The sequence below is a fragment of the Neobacillus sp. GCM10027624 genome (assembly GCF_042675345.1).
GTDB classification, from domain to species: Bacteria; Bacillota; Bacilli; order Bacillales; family Cytobacillaceae; genus Neobacillus; species Neobacillus cucumis_D.
Window position 1 is genome coordinate 60,561 of sequence record NZ_JBHTHD010000033.1, and the last position, 22,017, is coordinate 82,577.

At 37.2% G+C, this 22,017-nt stretch carries 18 protein-coding genes; 1 reads left to right on the plus strand and 17 read right to left on the minus strand.

Annotation, left to right across the window (positions count from 1 at the left end; all coding sequences use genetic code 11):
- Window positions 1-20: 20 nt before the first annotated feature.
- The 3 genes from ACFQZ9_RS29870 to ACFQZ9_RS29880 form a co-directional block, all read right to left on the minus strand.
- Window positions 21-1,586 (minus strand): ABC transporter substrate-binding protein, encoded by a 1,566-nt coding sequence (locus ACFQZ9_RS29870; RefSeq protein WP_498946962.1) that lies wholly within the window; start codon window positions 1,584-1,586, stop codon window positions 21-23.
- Window positions 1,587-1,703: 117 nt separating this feature from the next.
- Complete coding sequence (locus tag ACFQZ9_RS29875; RefSeq protein ID WP_498946963.1) at window positions 1,704-3,173, minus strand: amidohydrolase family protein; 1,470 nt, start codon at window positions 3,171-3,173, stop codon at window positions 1,704-1,706.
- Window positions 3,170-4,645 carry an amidohydrolase family protein gene (locus ACFQZ9_RS29880; RefSeq protein ID WP_498947147.1) on the minus strand — a complete coding sequence of 492 codons (1,476 nt, stop codon included), beginning with the start codon at window positions 4,643-4,645 and terminating at the stop codon, window positions 3,170-3,172. Before ACFQZ9_RS29880 ends, ACFQZ9_RS29875 begins: the two co-directional genes overlap by 4 nt.
- A gap of 242 nt (window positions 4,646-4,887) precedes the next feature.
- On the opposite strand from ACFQZ9_RS29880, the gene ACFQZ9_RS29885 reads away from it, so the two are divergent.
- Window positions 4,888-5,613 (plus strand): AraC family transcriptional regulator, encoded by a 726-nt coding sequence (locus ACFQZ9_RS29885; RefSeq protein WP_498946964.1) that lies wholly within the window; start codon window positions 4,888-4,890, stop codon window positions 5,611-5,613.
- 43 nt (window positions 5,614-5,656) lie between these two features.
- Here ACFQZ9_RS29885 and ACFQZ9_RS29890 read toward each other — a convergent pair whose 3' ends face one another.
- The 14 genes from ACFQZ9_RS29890 to ACFQZ9_RS29955 form a co-directional block, all read right to left on the minus strand.
- On the minus strand, window positions 5,657-6,364 hold the full coding sequence (locus tag ACFQZ9_RS29890) for an ankyrin repeat domain-containing protein (RefSeq protein WP_498946965.1): 708 nt from the start codon (window positions 6,362-6,364) through the stop codon (window positions 5,657-5,659).
- A gap of 46 nt (window positions 6,365-6,410) precedes the next feature.
- Window positions 6,411-7,109: a response regulator transcription factor gene (locus tag ACFQZ9_RS29895; RefSeq protein WP_498947148.1), complete on the minus strand. Its 699-nt coding sequence runs from the start codon at window positions 7,107-7,109 to the stop codon at window positions 6,411-6,413.
- A 3-nt stretch (window positions 7,110-7,112) separates the two neighbouring features.
- Window positions 7,113-8,570, minus strand: a complete 1,458-nt coding sequence (locus ACFQZ9_RS29900) for a sensor histidine kinase (protein WP_498946966.1) — start codon at window positions 8,568-8,570, stop codon at window positions 7,113-7,115.
- 126 nt (window positions 8,571-8,696) lie between these two features.
- A complete protein-coding gene (locus ACFQZ9_RS29905; RefSeq protein ID WP_498946967.1) occupies window positions 8,697-9,662 on the minus strand; it encodes a DUF4822 domain-containing protein in 966 nt (321 codons plus the stop codon).
- Window positions 9,663-9,910: 248 nt separating this feature from the next.
- Complete coding sequence (locus ACFQZ9_RS29910; RefSeq protein WP_498946968.1) at window positions 9,911-11,077, minus strand: ankyrin repeat domain-containing protein; 1,167 nt, start codon at window positions 11,075-11,077, stop codon at window positions 9,911-9,913.
- A gap of 132 nt (window positions 11,078-11,209) precedes the next feature.
- Window positions 11,210-12,685, minus strand: coding sequence for a sodium:solute symporter family protein (locus tag ACFQZ9_RS29915; protein WP_498946969.1), 1,476 nt, complete (start codon window positions 12,683-12,685; stop codon window positions 11,210-11,212).
- Window positions 12,685-12,882: a DUF3311 domain-containing protein gene (locus ACFQZ9_RS29920; RefSeq protein ID WP_498946970.1), complete on the minus strand. Its 198-nt coding sequence runs from the start codon at window positions 12,880-12,882 to the stop codon at window positions 12,685-12,687. Before ACFQZ9_RS29920 ends, ACFQZ9_RS29915 begins: the two co-directional genes overlap by 1 nt.
- Window positions 12,883-13,039: 157 nt before the next feature.
- On the minus strand, window positions 13,040-14,005 hold the full coding sequence (ftsZ, locus tag ACFQZ9_RS29925) for a cell division protein FtsZ (protein WP_498946971.1): 966 nt from the start codon (window positions 14,003-14,005) through the stop codon (window positions 13,040-13,042).
- Between the two features lie 406 nt (window positions 14,006-14,411).
- A complete protein-coding gene (locus tag ACFQZ9_RS29930; RefSeq protein WP_498946972.1) occupies window positions 14,412-15,632 on the minus strand; it encodes an amidohydrolase in 1,221 nt (406 codons plus the stop codon).
- Window positions 15,633-15,639: 7 nt separating this feature from the next.
- Window positions 15,640-17,049, minus strand: coding sequence for an APC family permease (locus tag ACFQZ9_RS29935; protein ID WP_498946973.1), 1,410 nt, complete (start codon window positions 17,047-17,049; stop codon window positions 15,640-15,642).
- Window positions 17,050-17,090: 41 nt separating this feature from the next.
- Complete coding sequence (locus tag ACFQZ9_RS29940; RefSeq protein ID WP_498946974.1) at window positions 17,091-17,780, minus strand: FadR/GntR family transcriptional regulator; 690 nt, start codon at window positions 17,778-17,780, stop codon at window positions 17,091-17,093.
- Between the two features lie 357 nt (window positions 17,781-18,137).
- Window positions 18,138-19,316 (minus strand): MFS transporter, encoded by a 1,179-nt coding sequence (locus ACFQZ9_RS29945; RefSeq protein WP_498947149.1) that lies wholly within the window; start codon window positions 19,314-19,316, stop codon window positions 18,138-18,140.
- A 109-nt stretch (window positions 19,317-19,425) separates the two neighbouring features.
- Window positions 19,426-20,655, minus strand: a complete 1,230-nt coding sequence (locus tag ACFQZ9_RS29950) for an amidohydrolase (protein ID WP_498946975.1) — start codon at window positions 20,653-20,655, stop codon at window positions 19,426-19,428.
- Window positions 20,656-20,757: 102 nt separating this feature from the next.
- Entirely contained in the window at window positions 20,758-21,981 is a 1,224-nt protein-coding gene (locus ACFQZ9_RS29955) for an amidohydrolase family protein (protein WP_498946976.1), read from the minus strand.
- Window positions 21,982-22,017 lie beyond the last annotated feature (36 nt).

Sequence of the window (22,017 nt, forward strand, 5' to 3'; positions counted from 1 at the left end):
ATATCCCTTTTGTCCACTGCTTATTTAATCGTTACATCATTTATTTCCAAATAACCAGATGGACTAATCGAAAAGCCTGACACATTCTTAGCAACTGCGGCAACATTTTCAATTACCCTTACCGGAATATATGGAGCATCCTTCATTTCCAATTCTTGAGCCTCTTTGTATAGTTCGATTCGTTTTTGCTCGTCCTTTTCTCTGCGTGCTGCGTCAATTAAGTTATCAACTTGTTTATTACTATAAAAGAATGTATTTCCAGCCGGTCCCTGTGAAGCGGAATGCATTAAATTGTATTGATTATAGTCTGCATCCCCGGTTGCATTTCTCCAGCTTAGAATAAACATTTCTGAATTTCCTTTATTTACTTGTTGAACAAAGGTACCATACTCCATAACCTGAACCTTCACTTTAATCCCAATTCCTTTTAATTGAGATTGAACAACTTCAGCAAGATTTATTCTTTGTTTGTCGTCCATTGTTAGTAAAGTAGTCTCAAATCCATTTGGATATCCCGCTTCAGCAAGTAATTTCTTCGCTTCATTCAAGTTGTAATCATATGCTTTTAAATCGGGACTGTAGCCCAACACCTTTGGTCCCATGAGGGAATTGGCTTTTTTTCCTACATTGTTATAGACCCCCTTGATAATGGAATCCATTTCAATGGCATGTGCAATTGCTTTTCGAACCCGAACATCTGTGAAAGGTTTCTTTTTAACATTAAAACCAATATATTCGGTTCCATACCCTTCACTGCGGTATACTTCGGATGCTTGTGAACCTTCTACCGTGTCAATCATCTCAACTGAAAGCGGTTCAGCAATCTGCGCTTCGCCTGTTTCTAGCATGGAGACTCTTGTAGTTTCTTCAGGAACTACCTTAAATACGACTTTATCTATCTTTGGTTGTGTTCCCCAGTAATTCTTGTTTTTTACTAAAACAATTTCCTGCCCAGGTGTCCAAGATTTGAAGGCAAAAGGACCGGTTCCATCTGGTTCCTGAATAATTTTTTTCCCATATTTCTCAATTGCTTTTGGGCTGATTATGTCTCCTTCATGGTTGGCCAAAATAGAAAGCAATGGTGAAAAGGGCTCTTTTAGGATAAATTGAACGGTATAATCATCTACGACCTTTACTTCTTTAACCATTTTAAATACAACTGCTCTTGGTGATGCAACTTTTGGGTCTAATAATCGATCAAATGTCGCTTTAACGGCCTGTGCATTAAATGGTGAGCCATCATGGAATTTAACGCCTTTTCTAAGATAAAACTCCCATTTGGTATCATCCAGCTGTTTCCACTTTTCAGCAAGTAATGGCTGGATTTCTGAATTTTTATCTCTTCCAACCAGTCCCTCGTAAATTTTTTCATGAGTTACACTTGCCGCATTGATCGTTGACATAAACTGATGGTCTAAATTTTCTGCGTCTGATAAGCGCGCAATCACTAATGTTTTACCTTCAGTTGAAGCTTTACTCGTTTCATTTCCTTTTGTGCTTACATTCTTATTTGTTGAACAGCCAGTAATCATAATGGCCATCAACAAAACGGAAAAAAACTTTCCTAACACTTTTTTTACATTCATTAGACATAGCCCCTTATTTTTTATTTTGTTGGCGTTTGTCTAATTATAAAAAATATTCTGACGATTTTATTTCAAATATCTTTACTTAAATTTGCAATATCTTTACTACTTTTTTAATCAGATGGATTCTACAATTTTAAGGGAAGCTGGGAACAATTCAGTTTCAGACAGCTGTTGATAATCTCTTTCTAAATATCCTTTTTTCATTTTGTCAAAATAGCTTTGTCCCTTGTGTTTGATTTCATTTAAATCAATGCCCGGAATCTTTTGGTCCTTCATTACGACCCGGCCATTGATAATCGATAATTTAACATCCCTACCTGTCCCGCTTACAAACATGGTTCGAATCGGATCATCTAAAACTCCCATATGAAATCCATCTAAGTCAATGGCAATGATATCCGCTTTCGCTCCAACAGAAATGCGGCCAAGATCTTCCCTACCAAGAAACTTAGCAGCACCCAGAGTGGCAGAACGAAAGAAATCTGCATAGGAGGAGTCCTCGACGTCCCTTTCCTGTATTCGGGACAGCATACTGCCGATTCTAATATTTTGAAACATATCAGGTGGAAACGTATCAGTTCCAAGTGCCATATTGATTCCATCCCTTTTATATTTTGCGAAAGTTTCTAGTGCTGAACCGTGCCTGCCGATGATTAAAGGACAATGAATCACCGTTGTATTCGTCTCTTTTAATAAACGTAAATCGTCCCCCTGGCCAGCCATTGCTTCACTATATCCGGAAATAAAATGTCCATGTGGAATTCCCGTTTGTGAACCTAAGAAACCAAGATTATACAAATATTGAATAGGCGTGACTCCATGTTCTTCTACAATTGTATGATATTCAAAACTTCCTTGAGCAGCATGAAGTTTTATGGGAATGCCTAGTTTTTCACTATAATATTTGGTTTGTTTTAAACTCTCTGCTGTTTGGCATTCAATTCGTTCCGGTGCAAGCATCCCTCTTACCAAGCCATCGAAAGCACCATCAAATTCCTCAACAAACTTTACCGCTTTTTGTAAACCCTCTCTCCCTGCTTGTTCATCCCAGTAAAGCTTTATTGTTCCATCTGGCTGAACCACTCGAATCCCGGATTGATAACTTGGTCCGATATATAATCTAAGTCCCAAGTTTCCTGCATGCTCGGCAGCTACAGCAATTTCTTCATACGTTTCGGCCCATCTCTTATAAAATACAGATGTAATCGGCATGGCGGTCGTAATTCCATGAAGAATTAGCTGTGAATAGGCATATAAGGATTTAAATGCTTCTTCTTCCTGTGTCATCACTTCATGATGACCCTTTTCGATATAACGTTCCGACCATAGCAGGTTTTTCTGTTTGTTCGCCCCTGCCTCTAAATGTAAGATATCGTGGTCAATATCCCCAAGTGCGTTTAAATCAATAAATCCCGGACTTATCACTGCATTACCTACATCGATGATTTCATCTACTTCTCCAGGAAAGTTTTTCCCAACATAGATGATGGTATCATCTTCATAAACAACCTCCGCATTTTTAAGGAGGACATGATCATATCCATCATATCCGATTACATATTTTCCTTCTAGTTTGGTTTTCATTCAAATGCTCCTTTCTTTATAGTAAAATCATAATCTTCCTCGTTATATCTTTTTTCATCTACATAGGCTCTTGCATGTCCCCAAAAATATTTTGTTGGCTGCATGTATTTTTCAAGTCCCGCACGCTTGATTGTGGAACGCGCCTCTTCATTTGCCTCATTTAAAATCGTACCTTCATCAACGGTTAGAACGGTTCGCCCTTCCATGATTAAGTTTCCATCTACGATTGTATGTGCTACATCATTTGCTACAGCTTGATAGACAAGTCGATGTACATGCATAAATTCAGGAGTCAGGTGGGGCTGATTTAGATTGACGGTAATGACATCTGCTTTTTTCCCAACCTCCAGAGACCCCAATTCATCATCCCAGCCTATGCACTTCGCTGCATCGATCGTGACCATTTCTAATAGTTTTCCAGGCGGTAAATAATATTCGTCCCTTAATGCTGCTTGATGAATAAACTGAGTTTTCCTCATTGCTTGAAAAAGATCGAAGCTCGTGGATGGAGAAGTCCCATCCGTAGAAATGGCTACTGTCGCTCCCAGTTCAAGTAATTCGATGATTGGTGTACGTGCATGCACCTGTGTAAATCCGGGTGAGGCACTCACATTTGTGCCTGTTTCAGCTAAAATTTTTGCCTCATCAAAAGAAATTCCACGACAATGCTGAAGGTGAACATCAGGACCTAAAAGCGCGTTTTCCTTATCTTTAATGGCTAAATGAAACATTCCGCCAAAGGCATCAGAGTGTATTCTTGTATTATATTTTCTCGCAATCTCTCTAATTTTTTTCGCTTGATAGCGGTCATGATCCGTTAATCCATAAAGTCGGGCCGGCGAAGTTGGACTGGAAGGATCTACGGAAGTAACGATTACAAATGGTGTAATAAAGGCCCTTGTTTTATCCTGATTCGCATGATTCAATGCTTCGATAACTGCTTCAGCACCTTTTATTACTTCCTCGTAAGTTACTTCTTTTGTTACTCTTTTCCCATCAATCCAGCGGCTGAATAAATGCGGCCAAGGGGGATTGCAAGGACCAGTACAAACTACCTCTCTGACACCGATTTCGGCATAAGCCTTTGCATGATTGATGGCAAAAATCGGATCATCCGACCGCGGCATCGAACCTAAAACAGATACACCTGTCGTGATTCCAGCTTTTAATCGTTCTAGAGCAGAAAGCTTACCTTCGTAATACCAAAAATTATCTGTTACAAAATGTTTATACGTATTTGTCATGATTGGCATCCAAAAGTCAATATTCTCCATTGCAATCGTTTTAAACATCGAATGTCCGCCATGACCATGAACATCAATTAATCCTGGTAAAATACACTGGTGGCTGCAATCCAACACTTTTTGAGCTTCAAATTTTCCCATTAGCCTTTCTGTTGTATCTACAGCTAAAATTCTCCCCTTATTTATTGCAACAGCACCATCTTGAAGAATTCGTCTGTCTTTGTCCATGGTGATTACGGTTCCATGGATAAGCAGTAAGTCAATCAAATAGGTCCGCCTCCTTTTCCTCTCAGCCTTGTTCAAGAAATACCCTTGAACGAGTACAACACCTATTTAAATTATAAAAAAAAGGGCTTTCTTATTTTTTCATAATTCATACTATTTTTTAAACTATTTTTACTAGATTCTCTTGTTGTATTTACTTCAAATATTGATTTTGATTAAAATTTAGTGAAATAATGAAGGGACTGATGATAGTGAATGTTTTAATCGTTGATGATGAGCCATTAGAATTGGAACAAATGGAATATATGCTTCAATCAGAATGTCCCAAATGGAAGATTTACAAGGCAGCGGATGCAAACCAGGCGCATGAGATTAATCGAAATTTTTCTATCCAACTGGCTTTTTTAGATATAAACCTTCCAGGAAAATCGGGACTAGAATTCGGAGAAGAATTGCGGAAAATCAATCAGGAAGTAGACATTATTATGGTGACAGCCTGTCAGAATTTCAACTTTGCCCAACAATCCATTCGAATCGGAGTAGTTGATTACTTAACCAAGCCTATTATCGAAAGTGAATTATTAAGTGTATTAGCAAAATATAAAGACAAACAACAAGAAAAGGGTTATTCCAGTCTTATAGACAGTTCACTAAAGATGATTCATGAAAAATTCAATGAAAAGATCTCATTGTTAACTGTTGCGAATCAGGTGCATGTTAATCCGACCTACTTGAGCCGGAAATTTCATGAAGAAGTCGGGGTCTCATTTTCCGAGTATCTAATCCAATTTCGGATTCAAACAGCCAAACAATTTTTAATTACGAACATTAATTGGACGATATCGGAAATTGCCGAGAAATCCGGATTCAGCAGCCAGCACTATTTCAGTACCTTATTTCGCAGAATAGTAGGAATATCTCCTACAGAATTCCGTGAAAGAGAAAATAAATCACTTTCTTCTTCCCAATAATACTTTAGGGATATAAGAAAGTGATTTTAAAGGGCAACTTATTCTACCTTTTGGCACCTGCTTGGAGGAGAATTTTTTCGATTTCTTCAAAGTTTCTTTCGTTTGCATGTTGAAACGGTGTGACACCTTTAGAATCCGGAATGTTCACATCAGCCCCATGTTCTATTAATAGCTTTATAGCTTCCTGCTGTTTTTTTCCGCCGTCATTTAGAACAATCGCTTCCATTAAAGCTGTCCAGCCTAAATTATTAATATGGTTAACATCTATTTCTGTTTTTTCTAGCAGTTCTTTTATTACATCTACATATCCATGCTCAGAAGCTGGAATTAGGGCAGTGCCGCCGTACCGGTTAAGAAGCTTTGGATTGGCCCCCACCTCTATCGTTAGCTTTAAAATTCCAATATACCCTTCTGCACCAGCATAAAGGAACGGATTATTTTTCAAATGATCCTGAATATTTACATCTGCACCCTTTTCAATTAAAGCTTTGACTGTTTCAATATCATTAGCATAGGTAGCAATCATGAGCGCTGTCCTTCCCACACGGTCCTGACTATTTATATTTACCCCTTGGTTTAACAAGTTATTAATCTCGGCTATATTTCCTTTTTCCACGGCTTTAAAAAATTGTTCTTTCATACTATCCGGCTTTTCAATCCGTTTTTCGTATGTTTTTTCAGATATTTTAGGACCTTGACAACTTGCTAAAATAAATATCATCATACAAATAAAAAGTTTTAATATTGTCATAATCAAATCCTATCTAACATTTTAAAAAAATTAAAGCAAGCTTTGTTTAAACCGACATCATATAACCCGCGCCCCAAACTGTTTCGATAAATTGAGGGTTGGATGGGTCTTTTTCAATTTTACCGCGGATTTTTCTTATATGCACCGTAATGGTGGTTATATCCCCTGAAGAATCCAGTCCCCAAATGCTTTCGAATAGATCCTCTTTGCTAAAAACCCGATTTGGGTGTTGGGCTAAGAAAAGTAATAAATCAAATTCTTTCGCAGTTAAAGATATCTTCTTATCATTCACATAAACCTTCCGAGCCATTTCGTCGATGACAAGCCCTCGGATTCTTATTTCCTTTTTTGTAGTTTCCATATTCCCAATTAAACGCTCATAGCGTGCCAAATGGGCCTTCACTCTGGCAACTAGCTCACTTGGACTGAATGGCTTAATAATATAATCATCCGCTCCAAGTCCCAAGCCTCTTATTTTATCAATATCTTCCTTCTTGGCAGAGACAATTAAAATGGGGATATTCTTTACAGCTCTTACTTGTTTACAAATTTCGAAGCCATCCACTTCCGGGAGCATAATATCAATGATTAATAAATCGTACTCTTTATTTAATGCACGTTTTAACCCTTCCTTACCAGAGGTTTGTAATTCAACATCATAACCATTTATCTCAAGGTAATCTTGTTGTAATTCACCAATATCAAGATCATCTTCTACAATTAATATTTTTTTCAACTTATTCACCACTCAATTTGACTTCTTCAGGGTAAAAAAGATACTTGTACCTCGACCTAAATGACTATTAACCCAAATATCTCCATCATGCTCTGTGATAATCTGTTTTGCAATCGCAAGCCCAAGACCGCTGCCGCCGGTTGATTTATTTCTTGATGTATCCACACGATAAAAACGTTCAAAAATATAAGGGAGTGACTCTTGTTCAATTCCTGAACCATTATCATGGACTTCAATTTCTACAAAATCCGCCTTACCTTGAATATAAATCTCTATTTGTTTTTCTGCCTTTTTCATATGTTTTATGGAGTTGTTAATTATATTTGACAATACTCTTCTTAACTTATCACGGTCGGCAATGACCCTTACTTCGTTTTCTATCCTATTTTCAACAAAAATCTTAATTTCCTTTTCCTCTAAATCAAAACTTATTTCCTCAACAAAATTGATGATATAACGGATGATGTCAATGTCCTCAAATGAAAAGGGCATCTTTTTTAAATCCAGTTTGGAAAATAGAAATAAATCGTCAATTAATTGATCCATATCTGTCGCTTTTCGTTTGATGGTTGAAAGATATCTCTCCGTCTTCCCCTGTGATTCTGCAACACCATCTTGGATTCCTTCAATATACCCTTTGATCGCTGTAATCGGTGTTTTTAAATCATGTGAAATGTTAGAAATTAACTCCTTTCGGTTTTCCTCATACTGAAGCTGAAGTTTAATGGATTCTTTTAGTTTTGTCCTCATTTTGTCAAATGCATGATTAAGCTGACCAATCTCATCCTGTCTATCATACTCAATCTTAACATTTAGATTCCCTTCACCCATTTGTTCTGTTGCGTTTTTCAAAGAAAATAACGGCTTTATAATACTCTTGGAGACAAAATAACTTAATAGACCATTTACAAGAATTAGTAAAAGAAACAATAGTCCGAATATTAATGGAAATAAGCTTCTCGACAGTTCAACAAATGGGCTCACTTCCCTCATAATAATAACACTGCCCTTTTCCTGATCCGGAAAATAAAAATCGAATTTTACATATAAAAAAAATCGATGATCGATACTGATCGTGTCTCTCACTTTAATATTTTCCGGTTCAAAAGAAGGAAGCTTTTTTTCATCCTTTATAGAATTTATAATTTTTGAAGAGTGGACAATTTTTTCTCCTTTACGGATGATTAATCCAGAGGAAACTGAATTTAACTTTTGATCAAATTGTTTAAGTGTGGTCTCATTTAATAATTGATTTGGTTGTTTTTTCGCTAAATATTTTACATCCAGAAATACATTTTCCTCTGGTTTTGTTAAGGGCTTAAGCGCATATTGACGTGTATACAAATCTTTAATACTTCTAATATCCCCTGTAATTGCCACTGGAATCAACAAAGCGCTTATTAAGAAAAGTACTAGCGTCACGATTAGCATCGTTGTATGTGAAATGAATAATCGCCACCGAATGGACATGAAAGTGCCTCCTGCCGAGGTACAGTTTTTTTAAATTTACCGCAAAGGGAACAAGGTTGTCACCTGTTTGTAGACAACCTTGTTTTTAATTCAATTATTTCCTAACCATTTGTATATTAGCTGCTTTTAAAAACTAAATTTTGGTTTAAAATCACCTTTATAAGGTTCATGTTCAACGAATATAGTTATGTCTTTGCCGTCTTTGTCCTTACCAATTCTTTTATAAGTAAATTTATTTTTATTAAGTTCTGTAAGTTCAAGAGCGGCACCATATTTATTAGCTCCAATTGAAACATGTGCTCTTATCTTATTTTCGTGCACAACATCGAAGTAGCCGTAATCACCGCGGCTTTTGCCTGTTTCAGCATTGAAAAACTCATATTTATTCGTCTTATCATCAAATTTTGCCAGACTTATAAAATTTGAATTATATTTCGTTACATCATTGCCGTTTTCATCTAATACCTTTGTTCCCTGCCACAGAGTGCCACCTAAAATTTTATCTCCATCAACGTTTTTAACAATATCTCCTGTAGTGGTATCCAACTGCTTGTCTGGGTCAGTAAAAGAAAGCTCTTTTTCTTTATATGGAACATGTTCAACAAATACCTCTACATCGTTTCCATTAGCATCTTTACCCATTCTTTTATAAGTAAAAACATCTTTATTTAATTTTGTCATGTCAACAACCGCTTGGTATTTCATCGATTCTGAAATTAATATTCTCTTCTTCCCATCATTGGTGATAAAGAAAATTCCTTTATCGCCACGACTTTTACCCGTACTAGCATCAAAAAATTCATATCTTCCTGATTTCGCATCATATTTCGCAAGACCAATGAAGTTTGCATTCTCTTTTGTTAAATCTTGATGATTTTTGTCGTATACTCTTGTACCTTGCCAATTTGTACTGCTAAGAATATTAGCCATTTTCTGGCCTTTAGTCAGTTTATTTTCGGATTGAATGTTCGTTTGTTCTGTTTTTGTGTCGTTCTTTTGTTTACTTACGTTGGCTTGCGCACTTGTGTTACACGCAGCTAATGCTATTGACAATCCGAGTAAAGGGGTTAATATTTTTGCTTTCTTGATCATTAATTTCATCTCCTAATTCATTTTTTGCATTTCTCACTAAAATATTATTTCTTTTGTGTTCCTGATTTATGATTTCGTCGACGTACATTGATTGTACCTAACAGAACTTAACTCCCCATATAAAAAACATTACCAAATTCTTAACTTTTTAGTTTGATATCTTAAGCTAATTTAAAAACCGCACAGTTTATTCGCTGTGCGGTTTTTAATACGAGAGAGTGTTCTAATTTATTATTTCCTACCCCTGTTCACTTTTGTTCCAGCAATTCAAGAGATTGCCTTTTATGCAAATGATATAATGGATTGGCTGGATCATTTGCGATTGCATTCTCTATTGCTTCAATTGCTTCTTCATGTTTTCCTAGTGATCTTAGACTATTGGCCTTATGAAAGGAAAAATCGTATCTATGCGGCTGAAGAGCAAGTAACTTATCCATTTCAATTACAGCTTCCATATGCCTTCCAAGCTCTCTTAAATAATTTGATTTATGATAGCGGTAGAATGTTCCGTCCGGATCTAAATTACATGCTTTATCATATTCATTAAGAGCTTGCTCCGGTTCTTTCATTAGTCTGAAACAATTTGCGGTGTAAAAATAAAAGTCTAGATCCTTTGGATCAAGCGTTAGTGCTTTATTGAATTCAGTTAGAGCGGCTTGGTAATTCTTTAATTCTTGCAGGAAATATCCTTTGTAATAAATTAAGTCAAGATTCGTGCTATCGAATTCAAGTCCTTTATTAATTTCCAAAATTGCATCTTCATATTTATCAATTAATGCTAAAGATTTTGCTTTTTTGATAGAATCATTACTTTCTTCGTATTCCATGGTAAGAATGTTTACGACTTTTTGCTGATTAAGCTCTTTAGCATGTTTGAGGGACGACTTGCCTTTTCGATCGGCCAAATGAACATCGGCCCCCGCATCTACAAGGGAATGAATAATGTCAGAATATAATCTGCCTCCATTCCCCAAAATAACTGCCTCAAGAAGGGCCGACCAGCCTAAATTGTTGACATGGTTTACCGGAACTCCGGCATCCAAACAAATTTGTACGGTTTTCAAATATCCTTTTTCACTCGAAGGCAATAAAGCGGTTCCGCCAAATCGATTCACGCTTTTTAGATCGGCACCCACATCAATCATCAATTGCAAGATTTCATGAAAACCATTTGCAGCCGAGCAAATAAACGGAGATAGTTGGGTAATATCTCTTGTGTTTACATCACTTCCAGCCTTAATTAATAGCTTTGCAATTGCAACCTGATTTTTTTGTGTTGCTGCCATTAAAGCAGTTCGGCCATCCGCATCTTTATAATCCACACTTGCACCATCTTTTAAAAGCTGTTCGACAATATCATATTCTCCCCGTTCACTAGCATGAATAAGGTTTTGGCTTAAGGATTGATTTTTCATTTATATTCTCCTTTACATACTTTACAAAATCCAAACTGCCCAATATTCAGAAAATCCTTCGTCCTTGATCTTCCAAAGGCGAAGTAATTTCTTTAAGAGATCAATTAAATTAGTTTTTTACTATAAAGCTTGTCATGATGCAACTTGTTCAGTCCTCTTTTTAGAAACACTATAATTCTTTGTAACTGCGCTTACAACCATCATAACGATTACATTTATAGTAAGTGCGATGATCCCAACATTTATATCCTTCACCCACTGAGGAAGTAAAGGAACCAGAGTTCCAATAGTAGTTTTTGAAAGGGAAATGTAGGCTACTGTAGCTTCCCCCATGATGATTCCTGCGAATGCCCCTTGCTTCGTTACGAAATTATTCCTCATTAAGCTAAAAATCATAGCTGGAAACAACTGTGTAACCATGCTAGACCCCATTAATAATAAAGCGACAATCGTTCCACTTTTAAAAGTAAAAAATAATGAAACAAGAGCAACGACAGGTACTAAATATTTAGCCAAACTAACAATCTGCTTATCCGTCGCAGAAGGCACAAATACACCATATACATTTTTGGCCAATAGTGTAGATGCAGACATTAAGAGCATTGAACCAGGCACCAAAGCAGTAAGGACCCCAGCAGCTCCAATCACTCCCATTACCCACGGATCAAAAGTATGTTTAGCAAGGCGTAATAAAGATAGATCAACCTCATCCCCCTTCAAACCGGGAATTTGAAGAATAGCGGCAAAACCGGCAAAGAACACAAAGAGTAAGATTAATTGATATAATGGCATAATGATTGTATTTTTGCGGAACGTTTTTTCACTTTTTCCTGCATAAATAGCACCGAATGCATGCGGATACATATAAAAACCAAGTGAAGTCAGTAAAACCGTAGAGATAAACCATGATATGCTTAATCCCTGACTAGGCAAAGTTAAAAAACCAGGCTTAGCTATATCGATTGCCTCAAACATGGGCTGATACCCGCCGTAATAATGAAGCGGTAAATAGATACCTAAAAATACGGTAACTCCTAAGATTAGAATATCTTTGACAACCGCTGTCCAAGCAGAACCATGGATTCCTGAGATCATCACATAAATGGTAATAACAATAACAGCAATCCAAATCGCCAGCGTAGGCGAAATCGCTCCGTAAGATGCCTCTGAAACAATACTTCCCAAACCTTTCAATTGAAGGACCAGATAGGGGATGACAGCAGCTACACCTACAATTGCCACAAGGACACCTAAGTATGGACTATTATACTTACTTACGAAGAAGTCCGATTGTGACATTAGCTTCTTTTCTTTCGCATATCGCCAAATAGCAGGAATATACCAATATGACATAATCAATGCCAATGTTCCATATATTAAAATATAAAAAGTAGGGCCGCCTTTGCCATATGCCCAACCGCTCCCTCCTAAAAAGGTAAACGTGGAATACGTTTCACCTGCCATTAACAAAAAGATAAAAACCGTGCCAAAACCACGCCCTCCGACTGTCCATTGTTCGAGGTCCATATCTTTACCTTTACGTGCTCGAAGACCAATGGCTAGAGCGAAAATTATCGAAGCAATGATAATAAGAAGTGCTGCATTCATTATTCCATTTCCCTCCTATTTTTAGGATCTAGTTTAAATATAATCGCCATAATTCCCGATGTGATAACCACCCATAATAAAATCCAAAAAAGAAAAAAAGGTAATCCTAAAATATAAGGGTTAACTTTATTCACAAAAGGAACTCCTCCAAGCAGGCCAATGAACGGAATGATCGCCAAAATATTGATGAATTTCAAAATACATCCTCCTTAAATTCTCTTAAAAGCATCTTTTACTAGCATTGATAGCACTTAAAAATAAGTAAAAACGCTTGTTTTTTAAAATTATAAAAAATATTAAGAAAATTTAGTTAAGAAATATTTACGTATATTTAAATTATCTTTACTATGTTCTTTATAATGGAACCTTCTGATTATTAAAGCCAGTAGCAATGATGGTTACTATAATCTCATCTTTTAAGTTTTCGTTAATTACAGAACCGAAAATCATATTTAATTCGCAACTTGCAGAAGTAGTAACAATATTGGCAGCCTCTTGTACTTCATATAGACTTAAATTTGTGCCCCCTGTAACTTTCATTAGCACACCTTGAATTCCATCAATAGAAGTACCGAGTAACGGGCTGGAAATAGCTTTCTTTGCAGCTTCAACAGCGCGGTCTTTACCTGTTGCGCTTCCAATTCCAATAAAGGCAGTTCCTTTATTGGACATAATCGTTTGTACATCAGCAAAATCAATGTTAATTAGACCAGGTACAGCTATTAAATCAGAAATACCTTGGATACTTTGCCGAAGAATATTATCCGCTTCTCTAAATGCTTTAACTATGGGTGTATTCTTATGTATAGTCTCCAATAAGCGATCATTTGGAATAACAATTAATGTGTCCACTGCTTTCTTCAATAATGCGATGCCGGTCGCCGCTTGTTTTGCACGTTTACGGCCCTCAAATGAAAATGGAAGAGTTACAATTCCAATGGTCAGTATGCCAAGATCACGGGCAATTTGAGCTATAGCAGGGGCTGCACCCGTTCCTGTACCGCCACCCATTCCGGCTGTAACAAATACCATGTCTGTGCCTTTTAATACTTCTTGGATCTGCCCCCTGCTTTCTTTAACTGCTTTTTTACCTACTTCTGGATTTGCCCCTGATCCTAATCCTTTTGTCAAGGTTGCACCGATTTGTATCTTGGTCTCTGCTTTTAATAATTTAAGAACTTGTGCATCTGTATTAACAGCAATAAATTCTACACCCTGAACTCCATGCTCGATCATACGGTTAACAGCGTTATTCCCTCCGCCCCCAACACCGATTACTTTCATGTTGACTAATGAATTTACTCTTGTAAAAAACTCCATCTTACCGTTCCTCCATGTTCATCGAAATTACTATTAAACTATTATTCAATTAAAAAATCTTTTTTTATTTAGATCCGGCTAAAGAAAAAGGCATTGTCTTTAGCTGCCCCGTAAAGGAAGTTGCTAAAGACAATGCCTTTCATTGAATCCTACCACTATTCGTTAAAAAGTCGGAAGGGTTCGATACCCAAAAAGGGGATCCCTACTTTTGATTCCAAGGTGTTTCCATCCTTAAACCATACAATATTACAAATTAATACATATAGTAAAATGCTAACATAGGAATAATGATAAGAAAAATATAAAAAAACTAAGTTTTACTTAAGTTTTTCATATAATTAAATGCAGAACGTTTTGACGATAGGCATAAGATAATTGGAATATTTTAGATCCATCTCGAGTCCAACTATAAGGATCCGAAAATAAAATTCCCTTTATATATTACAGCATGGCGTTTAGCTCTCCTTGCGATTGCTTCAGCAGAACATCTCGCCTCAACGAATACAGCATCAGCTTGATCACCTACTAATGGCCATACTCGTGTTCCATTTGAATTAAGAGGTGTTTTTCCACCGGTAATAAACGAAAGTGCCTTTGCCAATGATAGCTCGTCAATCCAAGAGAATCGTTCTGCCATTAAACTAGCCTTATAAAGTACATCCCCTGTCCCAAACGGGTCCCAATGATCGGTAATATTATCATTGATAAGTGAGACGCTTACTCCTTTTTGATGAAGTAAAGGAATCGGAGGTGCAGAAACATCAATAGGCATGGAAGAAGCAATGGCAATACCGGCTTTCGCCAATATTTCAGCTGTTTCCTCTGCCACCTCTGAAGAAACATCACCAAGAGCATAAGCATGGCCAATCGATACTCTTCCCTGCCAGCCTGCTTTTTCGGTAAGGTTTGCCAATCGCTTCATCGTAAAGATCCCCAGATGGCCTGGATCGTGTAAATGCAAATCTACACCAGCATCAGCTTCCACCGCCAGCTCAAACATCGTTTCAAGGGATGCCTCAATATTTTCATCTACCGTTGCAGGATCAACACCTCCAACATGAGTTGCCCCCCTAAGTAAAGCTTCCCGAACTAAATCAACTGATGCACTGCGTAATAGGCCATGTTGCGGAAACGCAACAAGCTCATATGAGAGTTTTCCATTATAGGATTCTAAAGCTTCCAGAACTGCCTCTAGATTCTTAAGCCCACTAATTGAGTCAACATTGCTTTGTGCACGGATATGGGTTGTCCCGTTTTGCAAAAGGAGATCTAAGATCTTTTCCGCTCTCTCCTTTGTGACAGGAACTAAGCGAGGAATCAGTTCCTTTTCTTCTTCCAAACGTCCAAAAACATCAACAAATGGGGCACACGCTTTCCATGGACCGCCAAAATATGTTTTATCCAAATGGATGTGCATATCTTTAAAAGAAGGGAGCATTAGAAACCGTTTTGCATCTTTCTTTGGTAAATCGTCAGCTGGTAAGTCGTTGGCTGAAGCAATTTCCTTTATTATGCCGTCCTCAATTCGAATATGACAAACTTCTGTAATCGTTTCTACAACTGCGTTATCCTTGTATCTAAATCCACTTTCAAGGAGAACATTAGTTAGCCAATAAGATGTAATCACAATCTCTTCACCCTTGTTCAATATATTCATTTGAGTCATGTTTCAATTCTGGAGGGAGTTTTTTAAAGAACTTGGTATTTAATGCAAGATAAATGAAACCAATTGCTAACCAAATTAGACCTGCCGTTTTTGCATATACATCCAATTTATATAAGAAAAACAAGATTGCAAAAGCACCAATGGCCGGCGCGATTAGATAAAGGAGAACGTTTACTCCTTTTCGTCTTTTCTGTTTCACAAAATAATGAAAAATAACAGATAAGTTGACAAGAAAACATCCAAATAAAGCACCGAAGTTTACAAGAGAAATCGCTGTTGTCAAATCAAAAAACAAGGCACTTAAACTGACAACACCAATTAATAAAATATTATTTGTTGGAGTCGCCGTTTTGGGATTGATATATCCAAAAAATTTCTTTGGCAGTACCTTTTCTTGTCCCATTTTATACAGCATCCGTGAGCAGGAAGTCTGTCCTGCCAATGGACCGGCGATTGCTCCTATCACCGTAAAAAACGGATAGATAACAGCCAGAATGCCTAACCCTATTTTTTTAAATAGTTCAAGCGATCCAACATTTACATCAGTAAATTCACTCCAGGCAGTTGGCCAAGCGAGCATCATTAAATAAGAGACAGCAACGAACAATATCCCGACACCACCACAAATAATTAAGGCAGCTCTTGCAATATTCACTTTGGGATTAATCGCTTCTTCAGCAACGGTCGTTACGGCATCAAAACCGAAATAGGATAATACTAGAACGGAAGATCCTACAAAAATTACATTCCAGCCTACATCTGGTTTGGCGATTTCGCTTAAGTTTACAAACGCATTCAAGTCAAAAAACGTTCCGGCTCCGCCGCCGCCAGAAATATATTTAATTAAGAAAAACACGACAATAAGCACAATGGAAAGCTGAATAAGAACAATTGTATTGTTAACCCATGCCGTTACGTTAATACCGATATAACTTACGGTTGTCACTAAAATGGTAAACCCGATAATCCATACCCATTTAGGTATAGCAGGAAAAAGTGCGGCCATGTAATTTGAGGCGAAAATATAGGATAGCATTGGCACAAGAAGATAATCCATCATAACAGTCCAGCCTGTCAAAAATCCTACATAAGGATTCATGGCTTTTTGGACATAGGTATAGGCGGAACCGGATATTGGAAAGGCAGATGCCATACGGCCGTAGCTGTAAGCAGTAAATAGCATTGCCAAAGCAGTGATCGCTTGAGTTAAAGAAAACATTCCATGTGTTAAATTGGAAACAACTCCATACATATCAAATATCGTTGTCGGGACCAAAAAAGCTAATCCAAAAAAAACAAGCGAAGGAAGTCCAAGCACCCTTTTAAATTCATGGTCAGATTGTATTTTAGCATTACCTATATTATCTTCTTGTTTCATTTCACTGGCCCCCATTTAATCGTATTTTATATAACTGTACACTAACTATTTTGAAGCTGTTTTAACATATTTTGATAGTGTTGTTGAACATCTTCAATATGTTCTCGCATCAGCTTAGAAGATCTTTCTGCCTCCCCATTTTTAATGGCATTTAATATTTGTTGATGATAGTAAAGTGCATTTTGGACATCATCATATACAGCCATTTCGATTCGAACTCTCTTAAAAAAATCAGAAATAGAATTGTACGTTTGAATCATTACTTCATTATTAATCGAGCGGGCCAATGTTCCATGAAATACAAGGTCCGGTACAACAATAGAGGATTCCATTTTGATACATACTTCCAGGTCGATCAGTGATTTTTCCAGAATTTGTATGTCGCAAGACTGAATTCTTTTCGCTGCTAAATAAGCAATTTCCACTTCAATAGCTTTACGAAATTCCAACAGCTCAAGTGAGTTGTTAACATCCATGGACATCATTAACGACTTAGAAATCTCCCTATCTTCCACAAACGGATTCTTTTTTACAAAAGCCCCCTTCCCTATTTGCTTTGTAATAATCCCCTTCTCAGAAAGCGTTTGCAATGCTTCCCTTACTGAAGTTCTGCTCACTTCTAACCATTTGGCTAACTCTCGTTCAGAAGGAAGCGGATCTCCTAGCTTCAGGTTTTTATTTTGAATTAAATCACACAAAAATTTTTGTACCGTTTCACTTACAATTGCCATAGCAAATCTCTCCTTAATGACACGCAGTAATCAGACCGGTTAGACCAGTTAATGCAAAAAAATAAACTCTTTCTTACCCTCCTTTATTTTTACAACATTTATATATGCAAAAACTATGCCAAAGAGAAAATACTATTATAACAATCTTTTATTAGAAAATTCACAAAAATAGATATGCATATTTGAATAAAAAATTTACAAATGCATAATCTTTAGTGATACAGGTGATACATATCTTTTTATAAAAACTTCCGACTATAAATAAAACCGCATTTTCAATTGAAAATGCGGCTGATCTTTAAAAACTATAATGATAGGATATATTTCTTTTCCTTTGTTACATCGGATGTATAAATACTATAATGCTTGATCATTTACTCTTTTATTTTCTTTAAAAATTACTCCCTTTTTACTTCCTACCCACTTAACTGATACGAAACTGCTAACCAGTAACACAAATGCTCCGAATAGATAAGGCAGGTTGATTTGAATATCAAATAAAACACCTGCAAGCGCTGGTCCAAATATTTCACCCAGACTCATATAGGCATTATTCAATCCCGCTACAAATCCTTGCTCATCTCCCGCTTCCTTTGATAGTAATGTGTTAATCGTCGGTCGTAATATATTATTAAATGTGAAAAACAACATTGTTATTGCCATTACATAAAAAAAATTCCCCGAAAATAGCAAGAATACTAGTGAAAAAGCCGATAGAGCGAGCATGCCAGTAATAATTAGCTGTTCTCCAAACCTATGTGTAAGGCGGTTAGTTAACATTACTTGGTTGAATGTCGCAAGCAAGGAACAAACCATGATCAAAATGGAAATATCTCTAGTTGTAAATCCATAGCTCTGAGTAACGAACAGCGGGTATATCGCTTCAAAATGTGTAAGTCCAAACGTAAGAGAAAAAATCATTAACAATAAGATAAAATAACGAGAGTGAACCGACTGTGCAAGTTGACGAAAAATATTTTCTCTCTTAGGTCTCAATTCTTGTCTTATAAGACGAACCTCAGCAGATCGAGATTCCGACAAAAATAAAACACAACAGATAATCGCCAAAAGACCCATACTTGAAGATGCGAAAAATGGTGCCCTTGTTCCAAATTCAGCAAGAATTCCTCCCAAACCAGGGCCAATTATAAAACCTGATGACATGGAAGCGCCTAAAAACGACATAGCTCTAGTCCTCTGTTCTACTGTCGTGATATCAACTACATAAGACATAATGGAAGGAACCAAGGCTGCTGCCCCCATTCCACCAATGAATCGGGCAACAATTAGAAGCCAAAAAAGACTTGCAGTCGCAGCCAACAAGTTAGAAATAGCGAACAAACATAATCCAACGACAATCATCGGCTTACGCCCATATTTGTCTGAGAAATCTCCAGCAATGGGTGAAAATAAAAACTGTGACAAACCGAAGGCAGACACTAAATAACCCGCTGCTTTTCCACCAGCACCAAATTCTTTTAAAAGTTCAGGGAGAATCGGAATAACAAGACCAATGCCAAGCATCGCGAGAAACATAAATGTCAGTAAAAATGGAAATGCAGATTTTTTTGGCACGGATTCTACTCCTCTTTTGCTCTAAAAAAATAATAGTAGTTTCTTCTTGATAAAAGTGTATTGATAATACTTATTTTGATTCAAGTGAACCTGAAACAATTTCTCCTTTGAACATCGTAGCTACTCGTTTCGATCTTCTTGCAATAGCTTCAGCTGAACAAGATGCTTCAACAAACACAATACTCGCTTCGTCCCCAACTTGAGGCCAAACTTGATTTCCTTCAGAATTAAGCGGGGTTTTACCACCTGTAATAAACTGGAGTGTTTGTGCTAAAGAGCGTTCATCTGACCATTTTGAAATTTCCGCCAAACAACCAGCTCGTTCTAAAACGTCCCCATTTCCAAATGGTGACCAAACATCAAAAATATTATCACATCCGACGGCAACAGATACTCCTTTTCTGTGTAATAAGCCAACAGGCGGAAACTTTATATCAAGAGGCACACTCGTAATAATGGTGATTCCTGTATCAGCCAATAGTTCTGCCATTTCTTCTGCTTCAGATGGAGAGATGTCCCCAAGGGCAAATGCATGGCTAATCGCAACATTACCTTGAAGACCTGCTTCTTTCGTTAACTGCGCCAATCTCTTTATGGTAAAGATACCTAATTGATCCGCGTCATGTAAATGCAAGTCAATTCCCGCATTTCCTTCAACAGCAAGTTCAACCATCTCTTGTAAAGATGCCTCAATATCCCCATCTACGGTAGCAGGATCAACGCCACCTACATAACTCGCTCCTTGACGAAGGGCCTCTCTTACTAAATCTTTTGCCTTCGTACGCAATAAACCATGTTGCGGAAAGGCAACAATTTCATAGGATAACTTCCCCTCAAACGTTTGCAATGCTTTATGAACTTCTTCTAAATTCTTCAAACCAACCTCAGGGTATACATCCACATGTGTGCGTACATGTGTAACTCCAGATTTCAAATAAATATCCAGCAACTTTTCTGCGCGTTCCTGCGTTGTAGTTTCTAAGTTGGGAACAACTTCTTTCTCGATTTCGAGTCGGTCAAAAATACTGTTTACAGGTGTTACAGGACGCCACCGGTCACCCAGCAATGTTTTATCTAAATGACAATGTTTTTCTATAAAAGATGGAAGAATCAACAATTGCTTCACATCTTTTTTTGGTAAATCGTCTGTAATGGTTTCATCAGAAGATACGATCCTCGCAATTTTTCCATTCTCTATCAATAAATGGCAACATTTCGTATTTGTACCCTTAATAACGCCATTTTTAACTTGGTAACCACTCTCTAATCGTGCATTTGTTAGCCAAAAAATAGATTTCATCTTTTATCTGTCCTTTCTATTTATAATGATTATAGTGAATAAAAATTTACTAATTCACCGATTTAAAGGACTTTTGCGTCAAATCTAAAGGTTTAATCCTTTTTAAAGTGCCCCAGCGACTAGATTTCCTTTAAATAAAACAGCTATTCTGTTTGCCCTTCTAGCCACAGCTTCAGCAGAACAACTTGCATCAACGAAAACGAGGTCCGCATAATCTCCTACATTTGGCCATATGCGTTCACCTTTTTCATTTAAAGGGGTTACCCCTCCTGTAATAAACCCTAGTGTTTGTCCTAAAGATTGTTCATCACTTAAGTCGAAACGTTCCGCTAATGTCCCTGCTTTTTCCAAGCTGTCTCCTTTACCGAACGGAGACCAGTGATCCGTAATGCTGTCATCTCCTAGTGAAATTTCTATTCCTTTTTCTTTCAAGAGAGGAATCGGAATCGTCCTTCCAAGAGGAACGGATGATGTAATTGAAATCTTCTGATGAGCAAGTAATTCTGCAACTTCACTCGCTTCTTTAAGCGGGATATCACTAAAAGCATATGCATGGCTTATGGTAACTCTCCCTTGCCATCCAGCTTCCTCCGTTAGAGATGCCAATCGCTTAAATGTAAAAATACCAAGATGTCCCGGGTCATGTATATGAAGGTCAATGTTTGCATTTGCTTCTACGGCAAGTTCCATTACCGTTTGTAATGATTTCTCGATATTTTCATCTATTGAAGCAGGGTCAACCCCACCTACTAATGAGGCTCCGCTTCGTAATGCTTCTCTAACGAGCGAAACAGAATTGCTGCGTAATAATCCGTGTTGCGGGAAAGCGACTATTTCAACAGAAGCTTTTCCTTTATAAGCCTCCACCGCTTGTAAAGTTGCTTCTAGGTTTTTCAATCCGATTACAGGATCAACATTGCAATGTGTGCGTATGTGAGTTGAACCTGATCGCAGCAATAAATCTAATAATTTTTTCGCTCTTTCTTCTGCAACAGGCAATAAGCGTGGGAGTAGTTCTTCCTCTTCTTCTAACCTTGTTAAAAGACCCTTAGTTGGAATCGTTGGCGCTTTCCAAGGACCTCCGTAATAAGTTTTATCAAGATGGATGTGCATATCTCTAAATGATGGAAGCACTAAATAATGATTCGCATCCCGTTTAGGTAAATTAGTATCTAACGTTTTATCAGCAAAGACTATTTCATTTATTTTCCCATCTTCAATTCTCAGATGAAAAAGCTCCGTTTCTGTTCCTGTAACTCTACCATTTTCATAGTGGTATCCAGTTTCTAATCTGACATTCGTTAACCAATATGCTCTATCAGTCACTTTCTTTAGCCTCCTTATATTTTGATTTGTATTTAA

Coding starts and splice junctions, on each gene's coding strand:
- ACFQZ9_RS29890 (WP_498946965.1), bottom strand. CDS start 6,364: ATGACAATATTAAAACTTTTTATTTGTATGATGATATTTATTTTAGCA.
- ACFQZ9_RS29880 (WP_498947147.1), bottom strand. CDS start 4,645: ATGGACAAAGACAGACGAATTCTTCAAGATGGTGCTGTTGCAATAAAT.
- ACFQZ9_RS29875 (WP_498946963.1), bottom strand. CDS start 3,173: ATGAAAACCAAACTAGAAGGAAAATATGTAATCGGATATGATGGATAT.
- ACFQZ9_RS29870 (WP_498946962.1), bottom strand. CDS start 1,586: ATGAATGTAAAAAAAGTGTTAGGAAAGTTTTTTTCCGTTTTGTTGATG.
- ACFQZ9_RS29950 (WP_498946975.1), bottom strand. CDS start 20,655: ATGAAATCTATTTTTTGGCTAACAAATGCACGATTAGAGAGTGGTTAC.
- ACFQZ9_RS29885 (WP_498946964.1), top strand. CDS start 4,888: ATGATAGTGAATGTTTTAATCGTTGATGATGAGCCATTAGAATTGGAA.
- ACFQZ9_RS29900 (WP_498946966.1), bottom strand. CDS start 8,570: ATGTCCATTCGGTGGCGATTATTCATTTCACATACAACGATGCTAATC.
- ftsZ (WP_498946971.1), bottom strand. CDS start 14,005: ATGGAGTTTTTTACAAGAGTAAATTCATTAGTCAACATGAAAGTAATC.
- ACFQZ9_RS29910 (WP_498946968.1), bottom strand. CDS start 11,077: ATGAAAAATCAATCCTTAAGCCAAAACCTTATTCATGCTAGTGAACGG.
- ACFQZ9_RS29940 (WP_498946974.1), bottom strand. CDS start 17,780: ATGGCAATTGTAAGTGAAACGGTACAAAAATTTTTGTGTGATTTAATT.
- ACFQZ9_RS29935 (WP_498946973.1), bottom strand. CDS start 17,049: ATGAAACAAGAAGATAATATAGGTAATGCTAAAATACAATCTGACCAT.
- ACFQZ9_RS29905 (WP_498946967.1), bottom strand. CDS start 9,662: ATGATCAAGAAAGCAAAAATATTAACCCCTTTACTCGGATTGTCAATA.
- ACFQZ9_RS29915 (WP_498946969.1), bottom strand. CDS start 12,685: ATGAATGCAGCACTTCTTATTATCATTGCTTCGATAATTTTCGCTCTA.
- ACFQZ9_RS29945 (WP_498947149.1), bottom strand. CDS start 19,316: ATGTTTCTCGCGATGCTTGGCATTGGTCTTGTTATTCCGATTCTCCCT.